The sequence below is a fragment of the Vibrio sp. 10N.239.311.G01 genome, from assembly GCF_041465805.1.
In the GTDB taxonomy this organism is placed as follows: Bacteria; Pseudomonadota; Gammaproteobacteria; order Enterobacterales; family Vibrionaceae; genus Vibrio; species Vibrio crassostreae_C.
This window is the reverse complement of the sequence record NZ_JBFSRM010000023.1, coordinates 58,006-80,209: the sequence shown is the minus strand read 5'-3', so window position 1 is coordinate 80,209 and position 22,204 is coordinate 58,006. Positions and strand designations below refer to the sequence as shown.

The window sequence follows — 22,204 nt, the reverse complement described above, 5'->3', positions numbered from 1 at the left end:
TAAGTTTTTTTCGTTTTTTTATTCGTTCGATTAAAAAGAACTCAAAACGCCTCAAAAGTAGGCTTTTATCTTACATATTCTTCAGTTTTTCAGTGAACAAAGAGACTTTTTCCCAGTTTGTGTACTCAACTTCCTTCGTTGTATCCGTTTCACCACCTGTCATATTCATAATAAAGCGGATCATGGTTCTATCGAACCAGTTATAACGTGGGTAATAGAGGGCACCTGCAAATACACCGATTAAAGTCGGCTGCCATGGAGACTTGGTAAGGAACTTCTTAATATACGCACTGCCTTCTGGTGTATCTTTGCCTTGGTCTTCTTTACGCGCCGTTAAGTTAACACAGAAGAACGCAACCTTGCTTGATTGCAACTGAGTAAGGTTGGCATCAATAAATTGATATAGCTTCTTATTAAGGTGGCCATAACGAATCGATGCGCCAATCAACACTCTGTCGTACTGAGCAAAGTCCACCTTGCCAATAGTGTGCAGATCTTGAAGCTCACATTCGAACTCACTCATTTCTTCTTTTATATAGTTCAAGATTTTCTTGGTCTGCCCTTCACGGCTTGAATACAAAAATAGAGCTTTTGCCACAATGTTGTCCTTAGCTACGCCAAAACGTAGGGGTCAATAAGATTAATAAGGTGAAGATTTCTAATCGGCCAAACAGCATAGATACGATAAGTACCCATTTTGCTTTGTCGTTCACATCGCCAAAGTGCACCGCGACTTCACCAAGGCCCGGGCCAAGGTTATTTAATGTCGCCGCTACCGCAGAGAAAGCACTCAACTCGTCCATACCAGTTGCAATAAGAGCCAGCATACAAACCACAAACACTAATGCGTATGCAGAGAAGAAGCCCCAGACCGCATCTACAACACGTTGTGGTAGTGCAGAACCGCCAACCTTGATGGTATAGACAGCCCGTGGGTGAACAAGACGCTTCATTTCACGAGCACCTTGCAGAGTAAGTAGTAAGATTCGAATCACTTTCATACCACCACCCGTAGAACCTGCACATCCCCCTATAAAAGAAGAGAACAAAAGCAGTACGGGTAAGAACAATGGCCACTCTGAGAAACCCGTCGTTGTAAAACCCGCGGTCGTAGAGATAGACACGGTTTGGAACAAGGCTTGGTCGAAAGCATCGTAGTACGAATCATAAGAGTGATGATTGAGCAGTAATAAGAAACAAACCAAGAACAGTACTGCCTGAATAAAGATAAAGGCGCGGAACTCAGGATCTTTCCAATAATACTTAGGATGCACACCACCTGAAGCAAATGCAGCAAAGTGAAGCGAATAGTTACATGCGGATATAAGAAGGAACACAACTGTAATCATGTTGATCGCAGGGCTATTGAAATACCCCATGCTCGCATCGTGAGTCGAGAAGCCACCAATCGCAATAGTAGAGAAGCTATGACTGATGGCATCAAAGAAGCTCATCCCAGCAAGCCAAAACGCCACTGCACAAGCAATGGTTAAGCTCAGGTAGATGTACCAAAGCGCTTTTGCCGTTTCAGCAATACGCGGAGTCATCTTGCTATCTTTTACTGGACCCGGGATTTCAGCACGATATAACTGCATACCACCGATACCCAGAACAGGGAGGATAGCTACCGCTAATACGATGATACCCATACCACCAAACCATTGTAGGAACTGACGATAAAAAAGAATCGCCTTAGGCAGATCATCGAGGCCGACAATTACGGTCGCACCTGTCGTAGTTAATGCAGAGAAGGATTCGAAGAAAGCATCGGTTACCGACACATTGGGGTTATCGGCGATCAAAAACGGCAGCGCACCCGCACTACCGATTACCGTCCAAAACAGAACAACAATCAAAAAGCCATCACGCGCTTTCAATTCATGCTTATAACGTCGGTTTGGAAACCAGCAAGTTGCTCCACAGAATAAGAGAACGAAGAAGGTCGTCACAAATGGCACACCCGCACCATCTCGATAGATCAGTGCGACGAGCGCAGGAGCAAGCATTGATACACTAAAAAGTGCTAATAATAATCCGACGATTCGAATAATTGAGCGAAATTGCATGAGCTATTGAACGAAGCGAAATGCTTCACACTTCCTAGTTGTCTTTGACTTTCGTTACCAGTGCCTTAGCACCGCTTTTATTGATCATGGTTTGGGTAAACGAATCTACCTGAAGGAGCTCTATTTCAATAATAAGCTCAACTTGAACACCATAATCCGCTTGGACCTCAACAGCCTGATGCTGAGCCATGATGGATTGTGCGATCGGCACAAAGCCATAGTCTAACTCTAGCCGTAATTTTGTGGTTATTTTTTTCTCGATAGTTTGAAGCAGCTTGAGAGCTTGTTGTACGCCACCGCCGTAAGCCTTAACCAAACCGCCGGTTCCAAGCTTAATTCCGCCAGAGTAGCGCGTCACAACAGCCGTTAATTCACCGACACCAGAGCCCGATAGTTGCGCCAAGATAGGCTTACCCGCTGTACCCGAGGGTTCACCATCATCACTGAAACCCCAAAGCATTGAGTCTTCAGGTCGACCAGCAACAAAACCCCAACAGTTATGTCGTGCTGAAGAATGCTCTTTTTTCACCTGTTCTACGAACTGTTTTGCAGCTTCAACACTTGGAGTATGAGCAAGATGCGTAATAAAGACGCTCTTTTTTATCTCTTCTTCAAACAGAGCCGACGCAGAAGGTATTAAATAAGGCTGTTCATTCATATCGTTAACTTAGTTAATAAGAGCGACGAAGTGTATCACGCGTGAATAATAAGGGTTAGAGGATCTGTGTCATCGCACAATGTTAAACAATTGTTTAAAAAATGTATTGAAATTAATCAAGCAGAGGTACAGACTAAGATAACTGGTCTTACCAGGTATTCTACAATAATAGAAAGATAACAAGATTCTCTCAAACAATCGTGGATTGTATGTCATGGAGATAGACAATGATTTACCAAGCTAACACCCTACAGGTAAAGGAATTACAAGATGGTATTGCGGAATTAAGCTTCTGTGCACCAGCCTCTGTAAACAAACTCGACCTTGCTACTTTAGAATCACTAGATAAAGCGTTAGATGCTCTTAATGCTCACGCAGGATTACGTGGTTTAATCTTAACTTCAAACAAAGACGCGTTCATTGTAGGCGCAGACATCACTGAATTTCTTGGCCTATTTGCTAAGCCAGAAGCAGAACTTGATGAATGGTTAAGATTCGCTAATTCAATCTTCAGCAAGCTCGAAGACCTTCCTGTCCCAACTCTTTCAATGATGCGTGGCCATGCCCTTGGCGGCGGCTGTGAATGTGTACTCGCTACCGATTTCCGTATCGGTGACAAGACCACCAGCATTGGCCTACCTGAAACCAAACTTGGCATCATGCCTGGTTTTGGTGGTTGTGTGCGCCTACCTCGTGTTATCGGTGCTGACAGCGCAATGGAAATTATCACGCAAGGCAAAGCATGCCGTGCAGATGAAGCGCTTAAAGTTGGCTTGTTAGATGCGATTGTTGAAACAGACCAGTTACTAGAATCGGCAATCAATACCGTTTCTCTAGCTGCTAATGAAAAATTAGACTGGCAGCTACGCCGTAAACAAAAGACATCAGCGCTTTCACTAAGCAAACTCGAAGCGATGATGAGCTTTACCATGGCGAAGGGCTTAGTTGCTCAAAAAGCAGGGCCTCACTACCCAGCTCCGATTACTTCTGTGATTGCGATTGAAGAAGCAGCACGCAGCAATCGCGATGCAGCACTCGACATCGAACGTAAGCACTTCGTTAAGCTAGCGAAATCGGAAGAAGCAAAAGCATTAGTTGGCTTATTCCTGAATGACCAGTACATCAAAGGCTTAGCGAAACAAGCGGGTAAGTCAGCAAACAAAGCAACTGAGCGTGCAGCCGTACTTGGTGCAGGTATCATGGGCGGCGGTATTGCTTACCAATCAGCTCTAAAAGGCGTGCCAGTGATGATGAAAGACATCGCACAAGCATCGCTTGATCTAGGTATGAACGAAGCATCTAAGCTGTTGAATAAACGCTTATCACGCGGTCGCTTAGATGGATTCAAGATGGCTGGTATTCTGTCTTCTATTACTCCAAGCCTGCATTACGCGGGTGTAGAACAGTCGGATGTGATTGTTGAAGCAGTAGTAGAAAACCCGAAAGTAAAAGCAGCAGTACTGAGCGAAGTGGAAGGTTTGGTTGGTGAAGACACGGTTCTAACATCAAACACCTCTACAATTCCGATCAACCTGCTAGCGAAATCACTGAAGCGCCCAGAAAACTTCTGTGGCATGCACTTCTTTAACCCTGTGCATCGCATGCCTTTGGTTGAGATCATCCGTGGTGAACAAACTTCAGAAGAGACCATCAATCGCGTGGTTGCTTACGCAGCGAAGATGGGTAAATCCCCAATCGTTGTTAACGACTGCCCAGGCTTCTTCGTTAACCGTGTACTTTTCCCTTACTTTGGCGGTTTCAGCATGTTGCTACGCGACGGTGCTGATTTCACTAAGATCGATAAAGTGATGGAGCGCAAGTTCGGTTGGCCAATGGGCCCGGCTTACTTACTAGACGTTGTAGGCCTAGACACTGCACACCACGCACAAGCTGTGATGGCGCAAGGTTTCCCAGAGCGTATGGGCAAAGAAGGTCGTGATGCGATTGATGCACTTTACGTTGCTGAAAAATACGGTCAGAAAAACGGTAGCGGTTTCTACACATACAGCGTAGACAAGCGTGGTCGTCCGAAGAAGACCTTCTCTGAAGACATTCTTCCTATCTTGGCTGACGTATGTCAAGCACCACAAGATTTTGATGACCAAACAATTATCCAGCGCGTGATGATTCCAATGATCAACGAAGTGGTGCTTTGTCTAGAAGAAGGCATTATCGCGACACCGCAAGAAGCGGATATGGCACTGGTTTACGGTTTAGGCTTCCCTCCATTTAGAGGCGGCGTATTCCGCTACTTAGACAGTGTGGGCATTGGTAACTTCGTTGAAATGGCGAAAGGCTACCAAGACTTAGGTGCAATGTACCAAGTTCCTCAGCTATTGCTTGATATGGCAGCGAAGGGCGAAAGCTTTTACGACAGCCAACAAGCCAGTTCTCTGTAACCCACATTTGGAAAAGGAATAGCAAAATGAAAAATGTAGTTGTTGTTGATTGCCTTCGCACCCCAATGGGACGTTCCAAAGGTGGAGCTTTCCGTCACACTCGTGCTGAAGATCTGTCTGCACATTTGATGAAAGGCATTTTAGAGCGCAACCCAGAAGTAAACCCTGTCGAAATTGAAGATATTTACTGGGGTTGTGTACAACAAACACTAGAGCAAGGCTTCAACGTTGCACGTAACGCTGCCTTGCTTGCTGGTCTACCGATTGAGATTGGTGCTGTAACAGTCAACCGTTTATGTGGTTCATCTATGCAAGCTTTGCATGATGCAACTCGCTCTATCATGGTTGGTGATGCTGAAATCTGCCTGATTGGTGGTGTGGAGCACATGGGCCACGTACCAATGAACCATGGTGTTGATTTTCACCCAGGCATGTCAAAACACGTAGCAAAAGCGGCCGGCATGATGGGGCTAACCGCTGAGATGTTAGGCAAAATGCACGGTATTAGCCGTGAAGACCAAGATGCATTCGCAGCACGCTCACATGCTCGCGCTCAAGCAGCTACGGTTGAAGGTCGTTTCAAAAATGAAATCCTGCCAACCGAAGCTCACGCTGCAGACGGTTCTCTGTTCACTCTGGATTACGACGAAGTCATTCGCCCAGAGACAACAGTTGAAGGCTTATCCCAGCTGCGTCCGGTATTTGACCCAGCAAACGGCACAGTAACAGCAGGTACTTCATCAGCTCTGTCTGATGGTGCTTCTGCAATGCTTATCATGAGCGAAGAGAAAGCTAACGCACTTGGCCTTAAGATTCGCGCTCGCGTGAAGTCTATGGCTATCGCTGGCTGCGATCCTTCAATCATGGGTTACGGCCCAGTACCAGCAACCCAAAAAGCACTTAAACGTGCAGGACTAACCATTGAAGACATGGGTGTGATTGAGTTAAACGAAGCGTTTGCTGCTCAATCTCTACCTTGTGCTAAAGACTTAGGTCTACTGGATGTTGTTGACGAGAAAGTAAACCTTAACGGCGGTGCGATTGCTCTGGGTCACCCACTAGGCTGTTCTGGTTCTCGTATCTCGACGACGCTAATCAACCTGATGGAAGCACAAGACGTGAAATACGGCTTGGCGACTATGTGTATTGGTTTAGGCCAAGGTATTGCAACGGTATTTGAACGCCCATAGCGTTTACTGACTGTAATATTTGAAGGGTAATCTTTTGTGCAGCTATATTTATATAGCTGCACTTTTTATTGCTTGGCATCCAACAATGCATCGATTGTGTTCAGCGAACTCAACGAGAGAAAAACCAACCCTGACATCTATGCACAAAACGCATATATTCAATGTTGATGTTTCATTATTTTTTCTCGGATGATTCAACTAAAGTTACTTCAGTTTCCTAATATTCCTCCACGGAGCAGATCATGTTTAAAGCACTTGTACTAAACCAAGAAGACAAAAAAACTATCGCGTCAGTTTCTCAAATTGAAGAATCTCAATTACCAGAAGGTAACGTGAAGATTGATGTTAGCTACTCTTCTTTGAACTACAAAGATGGTTTGGCGATTACAGGTAAAGGGCGCATTGTTCGCAACTTCCCTATGGTTCCTGGTATCGACCTTTCTGGTGTGGTTTCACAATCTGATGACCCTCGCTACAAAGCAGGCGACGAAGTTGTTTTAACGGGTTGGGGTGTTGGTGAAGGTCACTGGGGCGGCATGGCTGAAAAAGCGAGCCTAAACGGTGATTGGTTAGTGCCAATGCCTAAAGGTCTAGACGCTAAGAAAGTCATGGCGATCGGTACAGCAGGCTTCACGGCAATGCTTTGTGTGCAAGCTATCGTAGATGCAGGCATCAAACCAGAAGACGGTGAAATCCTAGTAACAGGTGCAAGTGGCGGCGTAGGTAGCGTATCTATCACTCTACTAAACCAACTGGGCTACAAAGTGGCAGCAGTGACTGGCCGTGCTTCTGTAAACGGTGAACTACTTAAATCACTAGGCGCGACACGTATTGTAGAGCGTGCTGAACTAGAAGAACCAGCTAAGCCACTAGAAAAACAACTGTGGGCTGGCGCTATCGATACGGTAGGCAGCAAAGTGCTTGCGAAAGTATTGGCGCAAATTGATTACAACGGTGCGGTTGCGATGTGTGGTCTAGCAGGCGGTTTTGACTTACCAACCACGGTAATGCCATTCATTCTGCGTAACGTTCGCCTACAAGGTGTTGATTCTGTAATGTGCCCTCGTGAAAAACGTATTAAAGCGTGGGAACAACTGGCTGAGCTACTACCAGAATCTTTCTACGCTCAAGCAACCAAAGAAGTGTCTTTAGACGGTGCAATTCAAGCAGCAGAAGACATCACTAACGGTCAAATCACTGGTCGCGTAGTCATTAAACTATAGGCTCTCAAACATAAAGTTATCAAACCTTAAGCAACAGCTTTAGGCTTGGATAACCCAAAACAACAAAGGGCTGATTTTTATCAGCCCTTTTGCGTTTTTGTCATTCGGGTCAAGTGAACTCAGACTCAGATCCGGTTAACCCAAACCGACATCCGCAATCCGTTTTTGAATCAACTCACCACACTCTTCTTTTACCACTCTTCTTAACCATTGTTGTGAAGCAGAAGAATCGCAACGCGAGTGCCAGATCAGTGAGTAATCAAACGGCATAAATTCAAATGGTAATGGCTTAACAACCAAGTCATAACGCTCTGCTACCAAATAAGCCAAATCAGCAGGCACAGTAATCACCAACGGCATTCTATCGACAATCGCCAATGCCGCTTCAAGGTGATAAGCACGCAGTACCATTTTTCTGGGTTGTTGATTAGCTAAAGCGTTGTCCAATAAAGCCTTAACACCATCACTGATCGCAATCATCGCATGTGGGAGTGAAACATAGTCTGCAAGACTTAAAGGTTGATCGGCTAATGGATGGTTTTTAGATAACAGACACGACACACCAACCGGCCCCAAGACTTCTTGATGAAGTGGTGCAATGCTGCCACTCGGACGACAGATCGCCATATCAACGCGTTCGGTGCTGAGCTGTTTAAACAAATGCTCATGCTGCAACGGAGCAAACTCCAAAGAGATATTGGGTGCTTGTTCATAAATCTTAGGCAACGCATAAGGCAAGATGGTTTGCATCGCATAATCGGTGGTAGCGATCAGAAAACGTTCGCTGCAATAGTAAGGGTCAAAGTCACTCGGACTCAGCAATTGGCGAAAAGACTCCAAAGGCTGATCAATACGCTGACTGATCTCGAGTGCTTTCTTGGTAGGAATAAGGTGCTGACCTTGACGTGTAAACAACGGATCGTTTAGTAATTCTCTTAAACGCCCTAATACTCGACTGGTTGCGGATTGGCTTAAGTTAAGACGAAGCGCGGCCTGGCTTACGCTGCCCTCTTCAATCAATACCTTTAAAGCGACCAATAAATTAAGGTCTCTACGATAGATGTCTTCTAATTCCACGCCACTTACCTAGCTGTATACGATTGCCATTAGTCACTAAGTTGTTTATAGCATGCTTTAGATAAAAAAAATCCCGCAATTACGCGGGGAAGCCCAAGAAAATTGGGGGATAGTGTCGGAATGTTGTCGTATCGGAATTCGCTTGCTGTATTCGGGTTAGTGCTCTTGCTCTTCGGCTATGCCTTGCCAACGGCGCATCTCTACCCAAATACCAATAATCGTTGCTACTATGCCAAAAATAGGCATCAGTGAGGTCTCTGTCGATGAGCGTAGTACTAACGCACAAAAAGAAATAAAACAGAGAACCGAATAAATTGTTAATCTATCTAATCCTGTCAACATCGCCACTCCTTAGCTAGTTGCCTTTGCTTCAAGTTGTTATCAACTTGTTAACTAAGTTATAGGAAATGATTCTGTTTGCCAAGCACTTATTGCATATTTTTTCTGCAGACGTATTATTCACTCGTTAGATAGATATAGAGATACAAACCATGACATTCAAACCTGAACTGGCAACCCATACTTTAGAAGCTGAAGGCCTGCGTTGCCCGGAACCAGTAATGATGGTCAGGAAGACAATTAGAAACATGCAGGATGGCGATGTGTTACTGGTAAAAGCTGACGATCCTTCGACAACTCGAGATATTCCGAGCTTTTGTCGATTCATGGATCACCAGTTGGTAGGCCAAGCAACAGAAACGTTGCCTTACCAGTATTTGATCAGAAAGGGATTGGAGGCGTAACGCCCCACCGACTATCAAGTATCAAAAAAGCCGCTCGTACCTTATATTCTTAAACAGAACTCAGAGTACGAGCGGCTTTTTGTTTATTCGCTTCTAGATTTGTTTTGCAGATGCTCCAGCTGATGCTGAATTTCTCGGATATCTTTGCGCATCGGAATAATATGCGCGACCCGAATCCAAGCCTCTACCGCAAGTGCAGTCATGATGATGGCACCCGCGACCATTGGCAGCCACATGTCCGTCAACACCATGCCTAACAGTGTAAGTGCAAGACCAAAAGTAAATAGATAACTTTGGCTTTGTGGAGTAATACCCATATAACGCGTCAACATAATCATGCCCTCGTGTTCTTAACTCACAAGATTAAAATATCATGACAAGTATGACAGTTATATGTCCATTCGCTCGATAAACCCCACAATACTGTAAGAGTATGACCTACAACACATTACTCTACTGATTGAGTATAATAAGACTCAATACCACCTGTTAATAGAAAGCAGCAGCGATAGCTAAACCCACGAATAGCAAGGCTGTGATCTTACGAATCAGATCAAGCGGCATCTTATCCGCAGAGAGCTTACCGATGATCACCACAGGCACATTCGCCAGCAGCATACCGATCGTAGTACCCAGAATCACCCACGTTAATGCATCAGAATATTGAGCCCCTAGAATAGAGGTCGCAATTTGGGTTTTATCACCGATCTCAGCAATGAAGAAGGCGATGAAACTGGCGACAAACGGGCCTCGGTTTGATATCTGCTCATCGTCATCCAACTTATCCGGAATCAGAATCCAGCCCGCCATAGCGATGAAACTAACCACCAGCACCCACTTTAATACTTCAGGTGAAAGATAGTCGGCGACCACAACCCCGAGCCATGCAGCAAGGGCATGATTGGCAATGGTGGCAAAGAAGATAGCCGCAATGATAGGTATCGGTTTTCGATATCGACTGGCTAATAAAAGGGATAGCAACTGGGTCTTATCACCGATCTCGGCTAAGGCGACAGTTGTAATTGAAATTGCTAAAACGCTCACGACATGCTCATTTGGGATGGAGATTATTATATTTAACCAAAGACAAACCTCGCGCCCCATCCCGGTTCACGATGCTTGTCTAAGGTCTTGCTAAGCGCCACCAAGGTGGTGGTTGCCTCGAACGCCATGATGATTTTGCATCAATTATGTTGACGAACGAACTAATTCAATAGGATATGAATAAGTAAGCTACTCCCCAAAGACCGCGAGATTTTAATCACCCACGCTTTCAAACACAAGTGTCAAACTTATCAAAATATCCACTTGTGCCGAAAAACAAACATTAAAGGCAAAAAAATCCACTAAACGACATTTTAGACCACTAATTAAACAAGATTACCCCTACTCGCTTTACGAATATCTCGGTATACTCAGAGGTTATTTTTCTCATTCATTTAAAAGAATCGCGCGAACCTGACTATGCAAAAATACGATATCAAAACCTTCCAGGGAATGATCCTCGCGCTGCAGGATTACTGGGCTCAAAACGGTTGTACCATTGTTCAACCTCTAGATATGGAAGTAGGTGCAGGCACCTCTCACCCAATGACATGTCTACGAGCACTTGGCCCAGAGCCAATGTCTACAGCTTACGTTCAACCTTCTCGTCGTCCGACCGATGGCCGTTACGGTGAAAACCCGAACCGTCTGCAGCACTACTACCAATTCCAAGTAGCGCTAAAACCATCGCCAGACAATATCCAAGAGTTGTACCTAGGCTCCCTAGAGGTTCTTGGTGTTGACCCACTTGTTCACGACATTCGCTTCGTTGAAGATAACTGGGAAAACCCAACACTAGGCGCATGGGGCCTTGGTTGGGAAGTATGGCTAAACGGCATGGAAGTAACTCAGTTTACTTACTTCCAACAGGTTGGCGGCCTTGAGTGTAAGCCAGTAACTGGCGAGATCACTTACGGTATCGAGCGTCTAGCAATGTACATCCAGGAAGTAGATTCTGTTTACGACCTAGTATGGAACGTAGCACCAGACGGTTCTAACGTGACTTACGGTGACATCTTCCACCAAAACGAAGTTGAGCAATCGACGTACAACTTCGAGCACGCAGACGTAGATTTCCTATTCACTTTCTTCGACCAGTGCGAGAAAGAGTGTAAAGAGCTACTTGAGCTTGAGAAGCCACTGCCGCTTCCAGCTTACGAGCGCATTCTAAAAGCAGGTCACGCATTCAACATCCTTGATGCGCGCAAAGCTATCTCTGTAACAGAGCGTCAACGTTACATCCTTCGTATCCGCAACCTGACTAAATCAGTTGCTGAAGCGTACTACGCGTCACGTGAAGCGCTTGGCTTCCCAATGTGTAAGAAGGAAGGTAAATAATCATGGCGAAGAATTTTCTAATTGAACTGGGTACGGAAGAGCTTCCACCAACAGCACTTCGTTCTCTAGCAGAAGCGTTTGCTTCTAACTTTGAAGCAGGTCTTAAAACGGCTGAGCTTTCTCACGAAGGCATCAAGTGGTACGCAGCACCTCGTCGTCTAGCACTTAAAGTAACTGCACTGGCTGAAGGCCAAGCAGACAAAGTGGTTGAGAAACGTGGCCCTGCTGTTTCTGTGGCATTCGATGCTGAAGGCAACGCGACCAAAGCGGCACAAGGTTGGGCTCGTGGTAACGGTATTACTGTTGAGCAAGCTGACCGTCTGAAAACAGACAAAGGCGAGTGGCTTCTTTTCAAACAAGAAGTAGCTGGCAAACCAGTTCAAGAATTGGTGATGGACATTGCTGCGAAAGCACTGGCTGGCCTACCAATTCCTAAAGTAATGCGCTGGGGTAACTCAGACATTCAATTTATCCGTCCAGTAAAAACACTGACAGTACTACTAGGTGATGAGCTTGTTGAAGGCGAAATCCTAGGCGTAGCATCTGCTCGTACTATCCGTGGCCACCGTTTCATGGGCGAACAAGAGTTCACAATCGACTCTGCTGACCAATACCCTGCGATCCTAGAAGAGCGCGGTAAAGTAATGGCAGATTACGAAGCGCGTAAAGCGATCATCCTTGCTGATTCGAAAAAAGCGGCAGCTGCGGTTGGCGGTACAGCTGACCTAGAAGATGACCTTGTTGAAGAAGTAACGTCTCTGGTTGAATGGCCAGTCGTACTGACAGCGAAGTTTGAAGAAGAGTTCCTAAAAGTCCCTTCTGAAGCTTTGGTTTACACCATGAAGGGTGACCAAAAGTACTTCCCTGTTTACGATGACAACAAGAAGCTACTACCGAACTTCATCTTCGTATCGAACATCGAGTCTAAAGAGCCTCGTCACGTTATCGAAGGTAACGAGAAAGTGGTACGCCCACGTCTTGCTGATGCTGAATTCTTCTTCAACACAGACCGTAAGCGCCCGCTTATCGACCGTCTTGCTGAACTAGACCAGGCTATCTTCCAGAAGCAATTGGGTACTATCAAAGACAAAACAGACCGCATCACAGAGCTTGCAGGCTACATTGCTGAGCAAATCGATGCTGACGTTGAAAAGTCTAAACGTGCTGGCCTACTGGCTAAGTGTGACCTAATGACCTCTATGGTATTCGAATTTACGGATACTCAAGGTGTGATGGGCATGCACTACGCGACTCACGACGGTGAAGACGAGCAAGTTGCACTGGCACTTTACGAGCAATACATGCCTCGTTTCGCGGGTGACGATCTACCAAGCACTGGTATCTCTTCAGCAGTAGCAATGGCAGACAAGCTAGACACTATCGTAGGTATCTTCGGTATTGGCCAAGCACCAAAAGGTTCTGATCCATTTGCTCTACGTCGTGCATCACTAGGTGTGCTTCGTATCATCGTTGAAAACGGCTACAACCTAGACCTAACCGATCTGATCGGCAAAGCGAAAGAGCTACTAGGCGACAAGCTGACTAACAAAAACGTAGAAGCTGACGTTATCGACTTCATGCTAGGTCGTTTCCGCGCATGGTACCAAGATGCTGGTTTCAGCGTTGATATCATCCAAGCGGTACTAGCACGTCGTCCAACTAAGCCTGCTGACTTTGACCAACGTGTTAAAGCGGTTTCTCACTTCCGTGAACTGGAAGCAGCAGAAGCACTAGCAGCAGCGAACAAGCGTGTAGGTAATATCCTTGCGAAATTCGATGGCGAGCTACCAGCTGAAATCGACCTAACGCTTCTTCAAGAAGACGCAGAGAAAGCACTGGCTGAAAACGTTGAAGTAATGACGGAAGCACTAGAACCAGCATTCGCAACAGGTAACTACCAAGAAGCCCTAAGCAAGCTTGCTGATCTACGTGAACCAGTTGATGCATTCTTCGATAACGTAATGGTTATGGCTGATGACGAAGCGCTTAAGAAGAACCGTCTAACGCTACTGAACAACCTACGTAACCTGTTCCTACAGATTGCTGACATCTCTCTACTGCAAAAATAAGCACAAGTGAGACAATTACTCTAAGTCATACTCTGAGTAATTAACGGTAAACACCCAAAGGGAAGCGAAAGCTTCCCTTTTTGTTTTTGTGAACCAAGCATTTGTTTGTAGAGGTCTTATTGATTAACTGAATGAAACAGCACTCAGACTGTAGAGGGCATTGTTTGCTATAACTGACCTGTTTATTCAGGGGAAGGGAACAATGAAAAAAACAGTACTCGCGCTTTCAATACTCGCACTCAGCGCATGCAGCCAAACCAGTGACAACAACCTATTACTGACAATTGATAACGACACTGTCGTATTCGAATCATCCGGTAAAGGCACCGTGATTGCAGAACAGGAACTCGCGAAAGGTAGCTATACCTTCTCTATCAGCGATACTCAAAATACCTGTGGCACCAACTATGCGCTGGCTGAAGAAAACCGCATCAAATTCAATAAACCCCTTCGCCTAGACGACTGCGCCGAGAAGTCTGAATTAGATATCAAGATCTTTCGCGCTAACACCTATCAGTTTATGCTCAACCCACAAACCAATGAACTGACCGTTCAGATAAAGCCGAAGCAACAACAAGTACAAAGCTTTGCTTGTCCGGTTCCTAGTGACGAACCAACCATCATCGACGTTGCTCAAACCTTTGATGATGGCACCGTGGTTAGAGACGCTCTTTCAGGCAAACAAGTCACAGTAACGAATGGCAGCGTCACCATGCAGCCAGCAGAAAATAGCCAAGGTGTTCTGCTGCTTGAGAAAGTAGAACCAGAAACCAAAGCTGACTTTAGTTGGGATAACGCCACGGTTTACTTCGTAATGACTGACCGTTTCCACAATGGTAATCCTGATAACGACAACAGTTACGGTCGCAGCCAAGATGGACAAGACGAAATCGGCACCTTCCACGGTGGTGACTTGGCAGGCTTAACCGAAAAACTCGATTACATAGAATCACTCGGTGCTAATGCTATCTGGATAACGTCTCCGTTAGAGCAAATCCACGGCTGGATTGGCGGCGGTGATCGAGGGGACTTCAAACACTACGGCTACCACGGCTACTACCATCAAGATTGGACCAAGCTCGATGACAACATGGGCACCGAAGACGAGCTAAAAACCTTCATCGATACCGCGCATAGCAAAGGCATTCGTGTTGTTTGGGATGTGGTAATGAACCACACCGGCTATGCGACGCTTGCCGACATGCAAGAGTTTGATTTTGGTAAGCTCAACCTAACTGACGAAGAAGCCAAACAAACACTTGGCGAAAACTGGACAGATTGGCAACCTGCCAAAGGTCAGAACTGGCACTACTTCAACAACTACATCTCTTACAGCGACAAAGAAGCGTGGGAAAAGTGGTGGGGCAAAGCTTGGCTACGCAGCGATATCGGCGCCTATGACTCTCCGGGCTACAATAACCTCACCATGTCTTTGGCGCATCTGCCCGATTTCAAAACAGAGTCGACAGAGACAATCGGGCTGCCTAATTTCTATCGCAATAAGTCCACCAGCGCGACCGATGAACTCAAAACACCTCGTAACCATTTAATCACTTGGTTATCGGATTGGGTGCGCGAATATGGTGTCGATGGTTTCAGGGTCGATACCGCTAAACACGTTGAACTCGAAGCATGGGCAGAACTGAAAGAGAGCACCAACCAGGCACTTGCCGAGTGGAAACAGAACAACCCAGACAAGGCCTTGGATGACTTACCCTTCTGGATGACTGGCGAAGTATGGGCACACAGCGTGGTCAAATCAGATTACTTCGCTAACGGATTTGATTCGATCATCAACTTTGAATTCCAGAGTGATATCGCACCAAAGGCGCTCAAGTGCCTATCCGATCTTGATGCTGATTACCTTCGATACGCAGAGAAGATCAACAACGACAGCGAGTTCAACGTACTGAGTTACCTTTCGTCTCACGACACCTCGCTATTCTGGACACAACATGGCAGTGACTTTGCAAAACAAACCAAAGCTGCAAACGCGTTGATGCTGGCTCCCGGTGCGGTACAGATCTATTACGGCGATGAAATCGCCCGAGACTTTAGCCCAACGGGTTCTGATCCAATGCAAGGCACACGCTCAGACATGCCTTGGGATCAAATCACTGGCGAACGTGCAGAGCTGCTAGAACACTGGCAAGCGCTTGGCCAATTCCGCCAACGCCACCCAGCCGTTGCTCAGGGTAAGCACATCATCCGTAACAGCAAGGGCTACTATGCGTTCGAACGCCAATACCAAGATGACAAGGTATTAGTCGTTTATACCGGTTCGAACTAAACCTTCATTAACATAAACACCAGAAACTAAAGGGGAAGCTTAGGCTTCTCCTTTTTTTATCGCTAAAGGTACGTTCAATAAGCAAGCTGTCACTCATTAACCAAACTTTATAGAAGTTTTTTACGTGTTAGAGCATTTGGCGCTATGCGTCGCAAAAACATTGCGGTATGTTCAAGGAATACACTGATGGCAGACATAAGGTCTGCCTTAATGACACGTAACAAGCAATCACAATGAATTAGGTAAAATTAGTAATGCAGTTCTCTAAGTTTGGCGAAAAGTTTAATCGATACTCTGGAATCACTCGTTTAATGGATGATTTGAATGATGGCCTGCGCACTCCTGGCGCTATCATGCTCGGTGGTGGCAACCCAGCCGCTATCCCTGCCATGCTCGATTACTTTAACCAAGCCAGTGCCGACATGCTCGCCAGTGGAGAACTCATCGCCGCCCTCGCCAACTACGATGGTCCGCAGGGTAAAGACAGCTTCATCAAATCGTTAGCAGCAATGCTGAAAGAGACCTACGGTTGGGACATCAGCGAGAAGAACATCAGCCTGACTAATGGCAGTCAAAGTGGCTTCTTCTACCTATTCAACCTGCTAGCAGGCCAACAGCCTGACGGCTCACATAAGAAAATCCTACTGCCGATCGCACCGGAATACATCGGCTACGGCGACGCGGGTATTGATGACGATATTTTTATCTCTTACCACCCAGAGATCGAACTGCTAGAAAACCGTCAGTTTAAATACCACGTTGATTTTGAACAACTAAAGGTTGATGACTCAGTCGCGGCTATCTGTGCATCTCGTCCAACCAACCCAACGGGTAACGTACTGACCGACGAAGAAGTGCGTAAACTGGATAAACTGGCGCGTGAAAACAACATCCCACTGCTGATCGACAATGCTTACGGCCTGCCGTTTCCTAACATCATCTTTGAAGATGTCGAACCGCTCTGGAATGAAAATACGATTCTGTGCATGAGCCTTTCTAAGCTTGGTTTGCCGGGTGTGCGTTGCGGTATCGTAATTGCGAGTGAAGAAGTAACACAAGCATTGACCAACATGAATGGCATCATTAGCTTAGCGCCAAACAGTGTTGGCCCTGCAATTGCCAATCACATGATTGAAAAAGGCGATTTACTGCGCTTAAGTAGCGAGGTAATCAAACCTTTCTATAAAGATAAGTCACTACGTGCAGTTGAACTGTTACAAGACGCTATCGACGACCCTCGCTTCCGTATTCACAAGCCTGAAGGCGCTATCTTCTTATGGCTATGGTTTGATGAGCTGCCGATCACCACAATGGAACTGTACGACCGCCTTAAAGCTCGCGGCGTATTGATTGTTCCGGGTGAATACTTCTTTATCGGCCAAGAAGACGAGTGGGATCATGCCCATCAATGTCTACGTATGAACTACGTGCAAGATGATGAGGCGATGCAGAAAGGCATTGCTATCATTGCTGAAGAAGTGAAAAAGGCTTACTCAGAGCAGTAATAAGAGCTTTTAGCTTACCGCAGGTCAAATACAAAAAGAGCACCTCATTAGGTGCTCTTTCACTTTTACTTCCCGATATTTTTTAGCTCTAAGGAGCTAACAGTAATTAGCCTTCTAGTAGACTATTACCATTGATAGCAATCTTACGTGGTTGCATCGCTTCTGGGATTTCGCGTTCGAGGTCGATGTGAAGAAGACCATTTTCCATGCTTGCACCTACCACTTTTACGTAGTCAGCCAGTTGGAATTTACGCTCGAAATCGCGCTCTGCGATACCTTGGTATACGAAGGTTTTCTCTGCTTCTGCTTTACGCTCACCTTTCACAATTAGCATGTTCTCTTTCTGAGTCAGATCTAATTGGTCATCAGCAAAACCAGCGACTGCCATAGTAATACGGTAGTTGTTCTCGTCTTTTTGCTCGATGTTGTATGGAGGGTAACCGCCAGAAGAGTTCTTCGATGTATTCGCTTCCATCATGTTGAATAGACGATCGAAGCCGATTGCGTTGCGGTAAAGTGGAGTGAAATCTACAGTTCTCATAATGCTATCCTTTTAGTAAGCAATAGTCTTAGCTGCGAATTTTACTTGGATCTAACCTGTGTGTGACCCAGTAAACAGCTAAGAGATTCAATTCGCATTCCTCGGGTTTCACCTCTATTGGCGACAACGCTGGGACATGGCAATGAATCAATTTTTAAGTTGTGTGCTGCCAAAGTTATCCTCTATTGAGCGATACTTCGTTAGCGGTAATGAAGGTTCTGTTTCTTCTCTTGTAGAGCAAGACAGTCATCCTCTTCACAAATAGATATATGGATTGAGCAAAATAGTTTCAAGGGGTTATTTTCAATTATTTTTGCAACTCAATATTTTTCAATATCTTACAAACATAAAAAAGCACCATCCAAAGGATAGTGCTTTAAAATGATTTTAGGTTTTTGAGACGAAGCTATTTGGCTTTAGTTCAAGGAAGAGGTGCGGAGCATACGAATGTATGTGAGCACCTCTGACACAGAAATTAAGCCAAAGAGCGAAGTATCAAAGAGACTAAACGTCTAGGTTTGCTACTTTCAGTGCATTCTCTTCGATGAAGTTACGACGAGGTTCAACTTGGTCACCCATTAGCGTCGTAAACAACAAATCAGCACCAACAGCGTCTTCAATTGTTACTTGCATCATACGGCGAGTTTCAGGATCCATCGTGGTTTCCCAAAGTTGATCAGGGTTCATCTCACCTAGACCTTTGTATCGCTGTAGGCTCAGACCACGACGAGACTCTTTCACTAACCAGTTCAGAGCATCAACGAAGCTAGAAACTTCTTGAGTACGCTCACCACGCTTAATGTAAGCGCCTTCTTCAATCAAGCCATCAAGAGCTTCAGAAAGATCCGCTAGCTTACCAAACTCTTTAGAGTTAATAAGATCGATGCTTAGTAGGTGTTCATGAGTCACACCATGAGTACGAACCACAATCTTAGGAACGCTTAAGCCTAGCTCTTCGTGTTTTTCAACTTCAAGGCTGTATTGGCTTGCACCTACTTCTTTCGCGTTTAGCTGTTCAACAAGCTGCTTACCCCAAGCTTCAACTGCCGCGTCATCATGACACTGCTCGGCCGTTAGACGAGGAACGTAAATCAGTTCGTGAACCAATGCGCGTGGGTAACGGCGGCTCATACGATCAACAAGCTTGATGCCTGCATTGTATTGCTGAACAAGCTTCTCTAAACCTTCACCTGCAAATGCTGGCGCTTCAGGGTTTACGTGCAGTTCTGCGTTGTCTAAAGCCAAAGATACTTGATACTGGTTCATCGCATCTTCATCTTTAATGTACTGCTCTTGCTTACCTTTCTTCACTTTGTAAAGTGGCGGTTGAGCAATGTAGATGTAGCCACGTTCAATCAGCTCTGGCATTTGACGGTAGAAGAACGTCAGTAGCAGGGTACGGATGTGAGAACCATCGACATCGGCATCGGTCATGATGATGATGTTGTGGTAACGCAGTTTATCTGGGTTGTATTCGTCACGACCAATACCACAACCAAGAGCGGTGATTAGCGTTGCTACTTCTTGAGAAGACAGCATTTTATCGAAACGTGCTTTCTCTACGTTAAGGATTTTACCTTTCAGCGGTAGGATTGCTTGGTTCTTACGGTTACGCCCCTGCTTAGCTGAACCGCCAGCAGAGTCTCCTTCCACAATATATAGTTCAGACAGTGCAGGATCTTTTTCCTGACAGTCAGCAAGCTTACCAGGAAGACCCGCTAAATCTAATGCGCCTTTACGACGAGTCATTTCACGAGCTTTACGCGCTGCATCACGAGCACGTGCTGCATCAATAATTTTAGAACAAACTGTTTTCGCTTCTCCTGGGTTCTCAATAAGGAACTCAGACAACTTCTCACCCATTGTAGATTCAACGGCAGACTTCACTTCTGAAGAAACCAGCTTATCTTTAGTTTGGCTTGAGAACTTAGGATCAGGCACTTTAACAGAAACAATCGCCGTCAGACCTTCACGAGCATCATCACCAGAGGTCGCAGTCTTCGCTTTCTTAGAGAAGCCTTCCTTGTCCATGAAGCTGTTCAGAGTACGCGTTAGCGCCGCACGGAAACCTGCTAAGTGAGCACCACCATCGCGTTGAGGGATGTTGTTGGTGAAACAGTAGATGTTTTCTTGGTAGCCGTCATTCCACTGCATCGCAACTTCAACGGTAATACCGTCTTCGCGCTCAGAGTTAAAGTGGAAGATTTTTTGGATGATTGGCGTTTTGTTAGTATTAAGGTGTTCAACAAACGCTTGGATACCGCCTTCGTATTCGAAGTGATCCATTTTGTCTTCTTCGCGCTCGTCAATTAGCTTAATTGATACACCTGAGTTCAAGAATGATAGCTCACGTAGACGCTTAGCTAAAATGTCGTAATGGAACTCGATGTTAGTGAAGGTTTCTTCACTCGGCCAGAAACGAATCTCTGTACCTGTTTTATCCGTGTCACCGATAACCGCTAGTGGCGCTTGAGGCTCACCGTGGCTGTAGGTTTGAGTGTGGATTTTGCCACCGCGGTGGATAGTAAGAGTAACTTGCTTAGAAAGTGCGTTAACTACTGAAACACCAACACCGTGCAGACCACCAGATACCTTGTACGAGTTATCATCGAACTTACCACCAGCGTGAAGAACCGTCATGATTACTTCGGCTGCAGATACGTTTTCTTCTGGGTGCAATTCTGTTGGAATACCACGGCCGTCATCGCTCACAGACACAGAACTATCTTCATGGATAGTTACAATGATGTCATTACAGTGACCAGCTAGCGCTTCATCAATAGAGTTATCTACCACCTCAAAAACCATGTGGTGCAGACCGGTACCATCATCCGTGTCGCCAATGTACATTCCAGGACGCTTACGTACCGCATCCAGACCCTTCAGTACTTTAATACTCGATGAATCGTAATTATCTGACATAGTTACTCTCTGACTAATTATCCTTGCTCTATTTTGCCATGTTCCACATGAAACATCCTGCTATTTTCGTCATGCATATCTGCAATCTGATCAGCGGTAATAGAGCTTACAAAAACTTGAGCCTGGGTCGCCTTTAAACACTCAGCAAGACGTGCTCGGCGTTGGCTATCTAATTCGGAAGCGAAGTCATCTATCAAATAGATGCACTGCTTACCTGTCATTTGAGTGAGGTGTTGCCCTTGTGCTACTCGTAGCGCGCACACCATCAACTTCAATTGACCTCGTGACAAGACATCTTCCACTGGAGTGCCGTTCACTTTTATCTTCAGATCCGCTTTGTTTGGCCCACTAAAGGTGTAACCAAGCTGCTGATCCCTTTCAAAATTCTTTTCTAATATATCGGCGTACGGGGTGTCTTTGTCCCAGCCACGATAGTAGTTAATCTTTATCTCAAACTCAGGAAGGAAGGTCGCACAGATTTCTTCGGCGACTTCTTTGAGCTGATCAACGTAGGTGGCACGCCACTGACTGATGCTTTCTGCTAAACGGGCCAATTCTTGGTCCCAATAGCTCAGCTCTCGATAGTGCGTTGCCGTTTTCAATAAGGCGTTTCGCTGCTTATTGAGGCGCTTTACCCTGCCCCACGCATCATAAAAGCCCGACTCACTGTGGAAGACTCCCCAATCAATGAATGCTCGGCGATGCTTAGGTCCATCGGTTAGTAAATCAAACCCTTCAGGGTGAATCAACTGCAAAGGTAAGACTTGAGCTAACTGAGCCAACTTTTGCCCAGTTTGACCGCTTATTTTAACCTCTGTCGTGCCATCGCGCTGCTTATTAATGCCAATTGGCAGCTCAAATTGATCCGAGGTCATAAAACGGCCATGTACAAACAGCTCACTACACTCGTTTTGTATGATACGACCGGTAAGTGAACTCTTGAATGAGCGACCATGTCCGAGCAGATACACAGCTTCAAGGACACTGGTTTTGCCGCTTCCGTTAGCCCCTATAAGAAAGTTAAAGCCTGATGACGGTTGAATGTCACAGGCTTCAATATTTCTAAACTGCTTAACGATTAAGCGCGATAAAGGCATAACGTCTTCATATTAATCTTCAATCACGACTCGGTAGGTCAA

Annotated in this window: 19 protein-coding genes; 9 read left to right on the top strand and 10 right to left on the bottom strand. The window is 45.6% G+C overall.

Going from position 1 to position 22,204, the window contains the following annotated elements; genetic code table 11:
• Nucleotides 1–70 precede the first annotated feature (70 nt).
• Genes hemG through AB6D06_RS17215 form a run of 3 tightly spaced genes read right to left on the bottom strand, consistent with a single transcriptional unit; the run spans nucleotide 71 to nucleotide 2,724 of the window.
• Nucleotides 71–598 (bottom strand): menaquinone-dependent protoporphyrinogen IX dehydrogenase, encoded by a 528-nt coding sequence (hemG, locus tag AB6D06_RS17225; RefSeq protein ID WP_065584162.1) that lies wholly within the window; start codon nucleotides 596–598, stop codon nucleotides 71–73.
• Between the two features lie 10 nt (nucleotides 599–608).
• Nucleotides 609–2,066, bottom strand: coding sequence for a TrkH family potassium uptake protein (locus AB6D06_RS17220; protein WP_008223210.1), 1,458 nt, complete (start codon nucleotides 2,064–2,066; stop codon nucleotides 609–611).
• Nucleotides 2,067–2,100: 34 nt separating this feature from the next.
• Nucleotides 2,101–2,724 (bottom strand): YigZ family protein, encoded by a 624-nt coding sequence (locus tag AB6D06_RS17215; protein ID WP_017058823.1) that lies wholly within the window; start codon nucleotides 2,722–2,724, stop codon nucleotides 2,101–2,103.
• 227 nt (nucleotides 2,725–2,951) lie between these two features.
• On the opposite strand from AB6D06_RS17215, the gene fadB reads away from it, so the two are divergent.
• From fadB to AB6D06_RS17200, 3 genes are all read left to right on the top strand, one after another.
• Nucleotides 2,952–5,123: a fatty acid oxidation complex subunit alpha FadB gene (gene fadB, locus AB6D06_RS17210; protein ID WP_017058822.1), complete on the top strand. Its 2,172-nt coding sequence runs from the start codon at nucleotides 2,952–2,954 to the stop codon at nucleotides 5,121–5,123.
• 26 nt (nucleotides 5,124–5,149) lie between these two features.
• On the top strand, nucleotides 5,150–6,313 hold the full coding sequence (gene fadA, locus AB6D06_RS17205; RefSeq protein WP_017058821.1) for an acetyl-CoA C-acyltransferase FadA: 1,164 nt from the start codon (nucleotides 5,150–5,152) through the stop codon (nucleotides 6,311–6,313).
• A 242-nt stretch (nucleotides 6,314–6,555) separates the two neighbouring features.
• Entirely contained in the window at nucleotides 6,556–7,536 is a 981-nt protein-coding gene (locus AB6D06_RS17200) for an MDR family oxidoreductase (protein ID WP_017058820.1), read from the top strand.
• A 135-nt stretch (nucleotides 7,537–7,671) separates the two neighbouring features.
• On the opposite strand, the gene AB6D06_RS17195 is transcribed toward AB6D06_RS17200, so the two are convergent.
• Together AB6D06_RS17195 and AB6D06_RS17190 are read right to left on the bottom strand one after the other, a co-directional pair.
• A complete protein-coding gene (locus AB6D06_RS17195) occupies nucleotides 7,672–8,613 on the bottom strand; it encodes a LysR family transcriptional regulator (protein WP_017058819.1) in 942 nt (313 codons plus the stop codon).
• Nucleotides 8,614–8,769: 156 nt separating this feature from the next.
• Nucleotides 8,770–8,955: a hypothetical protein gene (locus AB6D06_RS17190; RefSeq protein ID WP_004736674.1), complete on the bottom strand. Its 186-nt coding sequence runs from the start codon at nucleotides 8,953–8,955 to the stop codon at nucleotides 8,770–8,772.
• 149 nt (nucleotides 8,956–9,104) lie between these two features.
• Here AB6D06_RS17190 and tusA point away from each other — a divergent pair, with 149 nt between their 5' ends.
• Nucleotides 9,105–9,356, top strand: coding sequence for a sulfurtransferase TusA (gene tusA / locus AB6D06_RS17185; protein WP_004736675.1), 252 nt, complete (start codon nucleotides 9,105–9,107; stop codon nucleotides 9,354–9,356).
• 83 nt (nucleotides 9,357–9,439) lie between these two features.
• On the opposite strand, the gene AB6D06_RS17180 is transcribed toward tusA, so the two are convergent.
• Together AB6D06_RS17180 and AB6D06_RS17175 are read right to left on the bottom strand one after the other, a co-directional pair.
• Nucleotides 9,440–9,694 (bottom strand): hypothetical protein, encoded by a 255-nt coding sequence (locus AB6D06_RS17180; protein ID WP_017058818.1) that lies wholly within the window; start codon nucleotides 9,692–9,694, stop codon nucleotides 9,440–9,442.
• 151 nt (nucleotides 9,695–9,845) lie between these two features.
• Complete coding sequence (locus tag AB6D06_RS17175; RefSeq protein WP_017055491.1) at nucleotides 9,846–10,400, bottom strand: TMEM165/GDT1 family protein; 555 nt, start codon at nucleotides 10,398–10,400, stop codon at nucleotides 9,846–9,848.
• Nucleotides 10,401–10,820: 420 nt separating this feature from the next.
• Between AB6D06_RS17175 and glyQ the strand changes: the two genes are divergently transcribed.
• The 4 genes from glyQ (at nucleotide 10,821) to AB6D06_RS17155 (ending at nucleotide 17,602) form a co-directional block, all read left to right on the top strand.
• Nucleotides 10,821–11,738, top strand: coding sequence for a glycine--tRNA ligase subunit alpha (gene glyQ, locus AB6D06_RS17170; RefSeq protein ID WP_017058815.1), 918 nt, complete (start codon nucleotides 10,821–10,823; stop codon nucleotides 11,736–11,738).
• Nucleotides 11,739–11,740: 2 nt separating this feature from the next.
• Entirely contained in the window at nucleotides 11,741–13,807 is a 2,067-nt protein-coding gene (gene glyS / locus AB6D06_RS17165; RefSeq protein WP_372100663.1) for a glycine--tRNA ligase subunit beta, read from the top strand.
• A gap of 202 nt (nucleotides 13,808–14,009) precedes the next feature.
• Nucleotides 14,010–16,097 (top strand): alpha-amylase, encoded by a 2,088-nt coding sequence (locus AB6D06_RS17160; protein ID WP_372111145.1) that lies wholly within the window; start codon nucleotides 14,010–14,012, stop codon nucleotides 16,095–16,097.
• A gap of 254 nt (nucleotides 16,098–16,351) precedes the next feature.
• On the top strand, nucleotides 16,352–17,602 hold the full coding sequence (locus AB6D06_RS17155; protein WP_017058812.1) for a valine--pyruvate transaminase: 1,251 nt from the start codon (nucleotides 16,352–16,354) through the stop codon (nucleotides 17,600–17,602).
• 106 nt (nucleotides 17,603–17,708) lie between these two features.
• Here the strand turns inward: AB6D06_RS17155 and AB6D06_RS17150 are convergent, their stop codons facing one another.
• Nucleotides 17,709–18,143: an Hsp20 family protein gene (locus AB6D06_RS17150; RefSeq protein WP_009848140.1), complete on the bottom strand. Its 435-nt coding sequence runs from the start codon at nucleotides 18,141–18,143 to the stop codon at nucleotides 17,709–17,711.
• A 142-nt stretch (nucleotides 18,144–18,285) separates the two neighbouring features.
• Between AB6D06_RS17150 and AB6D06_RS17145 the strand changes: the two genes are divergently transcribed.
• On the top strand, nucleotides 18,286–18,408 hold the full coding sequence (locus tag AB6D06_RS17145; RefSeq protein WP_267869012.1) for a hypothetical protein: 123 nt from the start codon (nucleotides 18,286–18,288) through the stop codon (nucleotides 18,406–18,408).
• A 239-nt stretch (nucleotides 18,409–18,647) separates the two neighbouring features.
• Here the strand turns inward: AB6D06_RS17145 and gyrB are convergent, their stop codons facing one another.
• Both gyrB and recF read right to left on the bottom strand, forming a co-directional pair.
• A complete protein-coding gene (gyrB, locus tag AB6D06_RS17140; RefSeq protein WP_017058811.1) occupies nucleotides 18,648–21,065 on the bottom strand; it encodes a DNA topoisomerase (ATP-hydrolyzing) subunit B in 2,418 nt (805 codons plus the stop codon).
• Nucleotides 21,066–21,082: 17 nt separating this feature from the next.
• Nucleotides 21,083–22,162, bottom strand: a complete 1,080-nt coding sequence (gene recF / locus AB6D06_RS17135; protein ID WP_017058810.1) for a DNA replication/repair protein RecF — start codon at nucleotides 22,160–22,162, stop codon at nucleotides 21,083–21,085.
• Nucleotides 22,163–22,204: the final 42 nt, after the last annotated feature.

What these genes read in the sequence shown, in the direction of transcription:
- AB6D06_RS17190 (WP_004736674.1), bottom strand. Translation starts at nt 8,955, where the DNA reads ATGTTGACAGGATTAGATAGATTAACAATTTATTCGGTTCTCTGTTTT.
- fadB (WP_017058822.1), top strand. Translation starts at nt 2,952, where the DNA reads ATGATTTACCAAGCTAACACCCTACAGGTAAAGGAATTACAAGATGGT.
- glyS (WP_372100663.1), top strand. Translation starts at nt 11,741, where the DNA reads ATGGCGAAGAATTTTCTAATTGAACTGGGTACGGAAGAGCTTCCACCA.
- AB6D06_RS17155 (WP_017058812.1), top strand. Translation starts at nt 16,352, where the DNA reads ATGCAGTTCTCTAAGTTTGGCGAAAAGTTTAATCGATACTCTGGAATC.
- AB6D06_RS17180 (WP_017058818.1), bottom strand. Translation starts at nt 9,694, where the DNA reads ATGATTATGTTGACGCGTTATATGGGTATTACTCCACAAAGCCAAAGT.
- tusA (WP_004736675.1), top strand. Translation starts at nt 9,105, where the DNA reads ATGACATTCAAACCTGAACTGGCAACCCATACTTTAGAAGCTGAAGGC.
- glyQ (WP_017058815.1), top strand. Translation starts at nt 10,821, where the DNA reads ATGCAAAAATACGATATCAAAACCTTCCAGGGAATGATCCTCGCGCTG.
- gyrB (WP_017058811.1), bottom strand. Translation starts at nt 21,065, where the DNA reads ATGTCAGATAATTACGATTCATCGAGTATTAAAGTACTGAAGGGTCTG.
- AB6D06_RS17200 (WP_017058820.1), top strand. Translation starts at nt 6,556, where the DNA reads ATGTTTAAAGCACTTGTACTAAACCAAGAAGACAAAAAAACTATCGCG.
- fadA (WP_017058821.1), top strand. Translation starts at nt 5,150, where the DNA reads ATGAAAAATGTAGTTGTTGTTGATTGCCTTCGCACCCCAATGGGACGT.
- recF (WP_017058810.1), bottom strand. Translation starts at nt 22,162, where the DNA reads ATGCCTTTATCGCGCTTAATCGTTAAGCAGTTTAGAAATATTGAAGCC.
- AB6D06_RS17160 (WP_372111145.1), top strand. Translation starts at nt 14,010, where the DNA reads ATGAAAAAAACAGTACTCGCGCTTTCAATACTCGCACTCAGCGCATGC.
- AB6D06_RS17220 (WP_008223210.1), bottom strand. Translation starts at nt 2,066, where the DNA reads ATGCAATTTCGCTCAATTATTCGAATCGTCGGATTATTATTAGCACTT.
- AB6D06_RS17215 (WP_017058823.1), bottom strand. Translation starts at nt 2,724, where the DNA reads ATGAATGAACAGCCTTATTTAATACCTTCTGCGTCGGCTCTGTTTGAA.
- AB6D06_RS17150 (WP_009848140.1), bottom strand. Translation starts at nt 18,143, where the DNA reads ATGAGAACTGTAGATTTCACTCCACTTTACCGCAACGCAATCGGCTTC.
- AB6D06_RS17145 (WP_267869012.1), top strand. Translation starts at nt 18,286, where the DNA reads ATGAATCAATTTTTAAGTTGTGTGCTGCCAAAGTTATCCTCTATTGAG.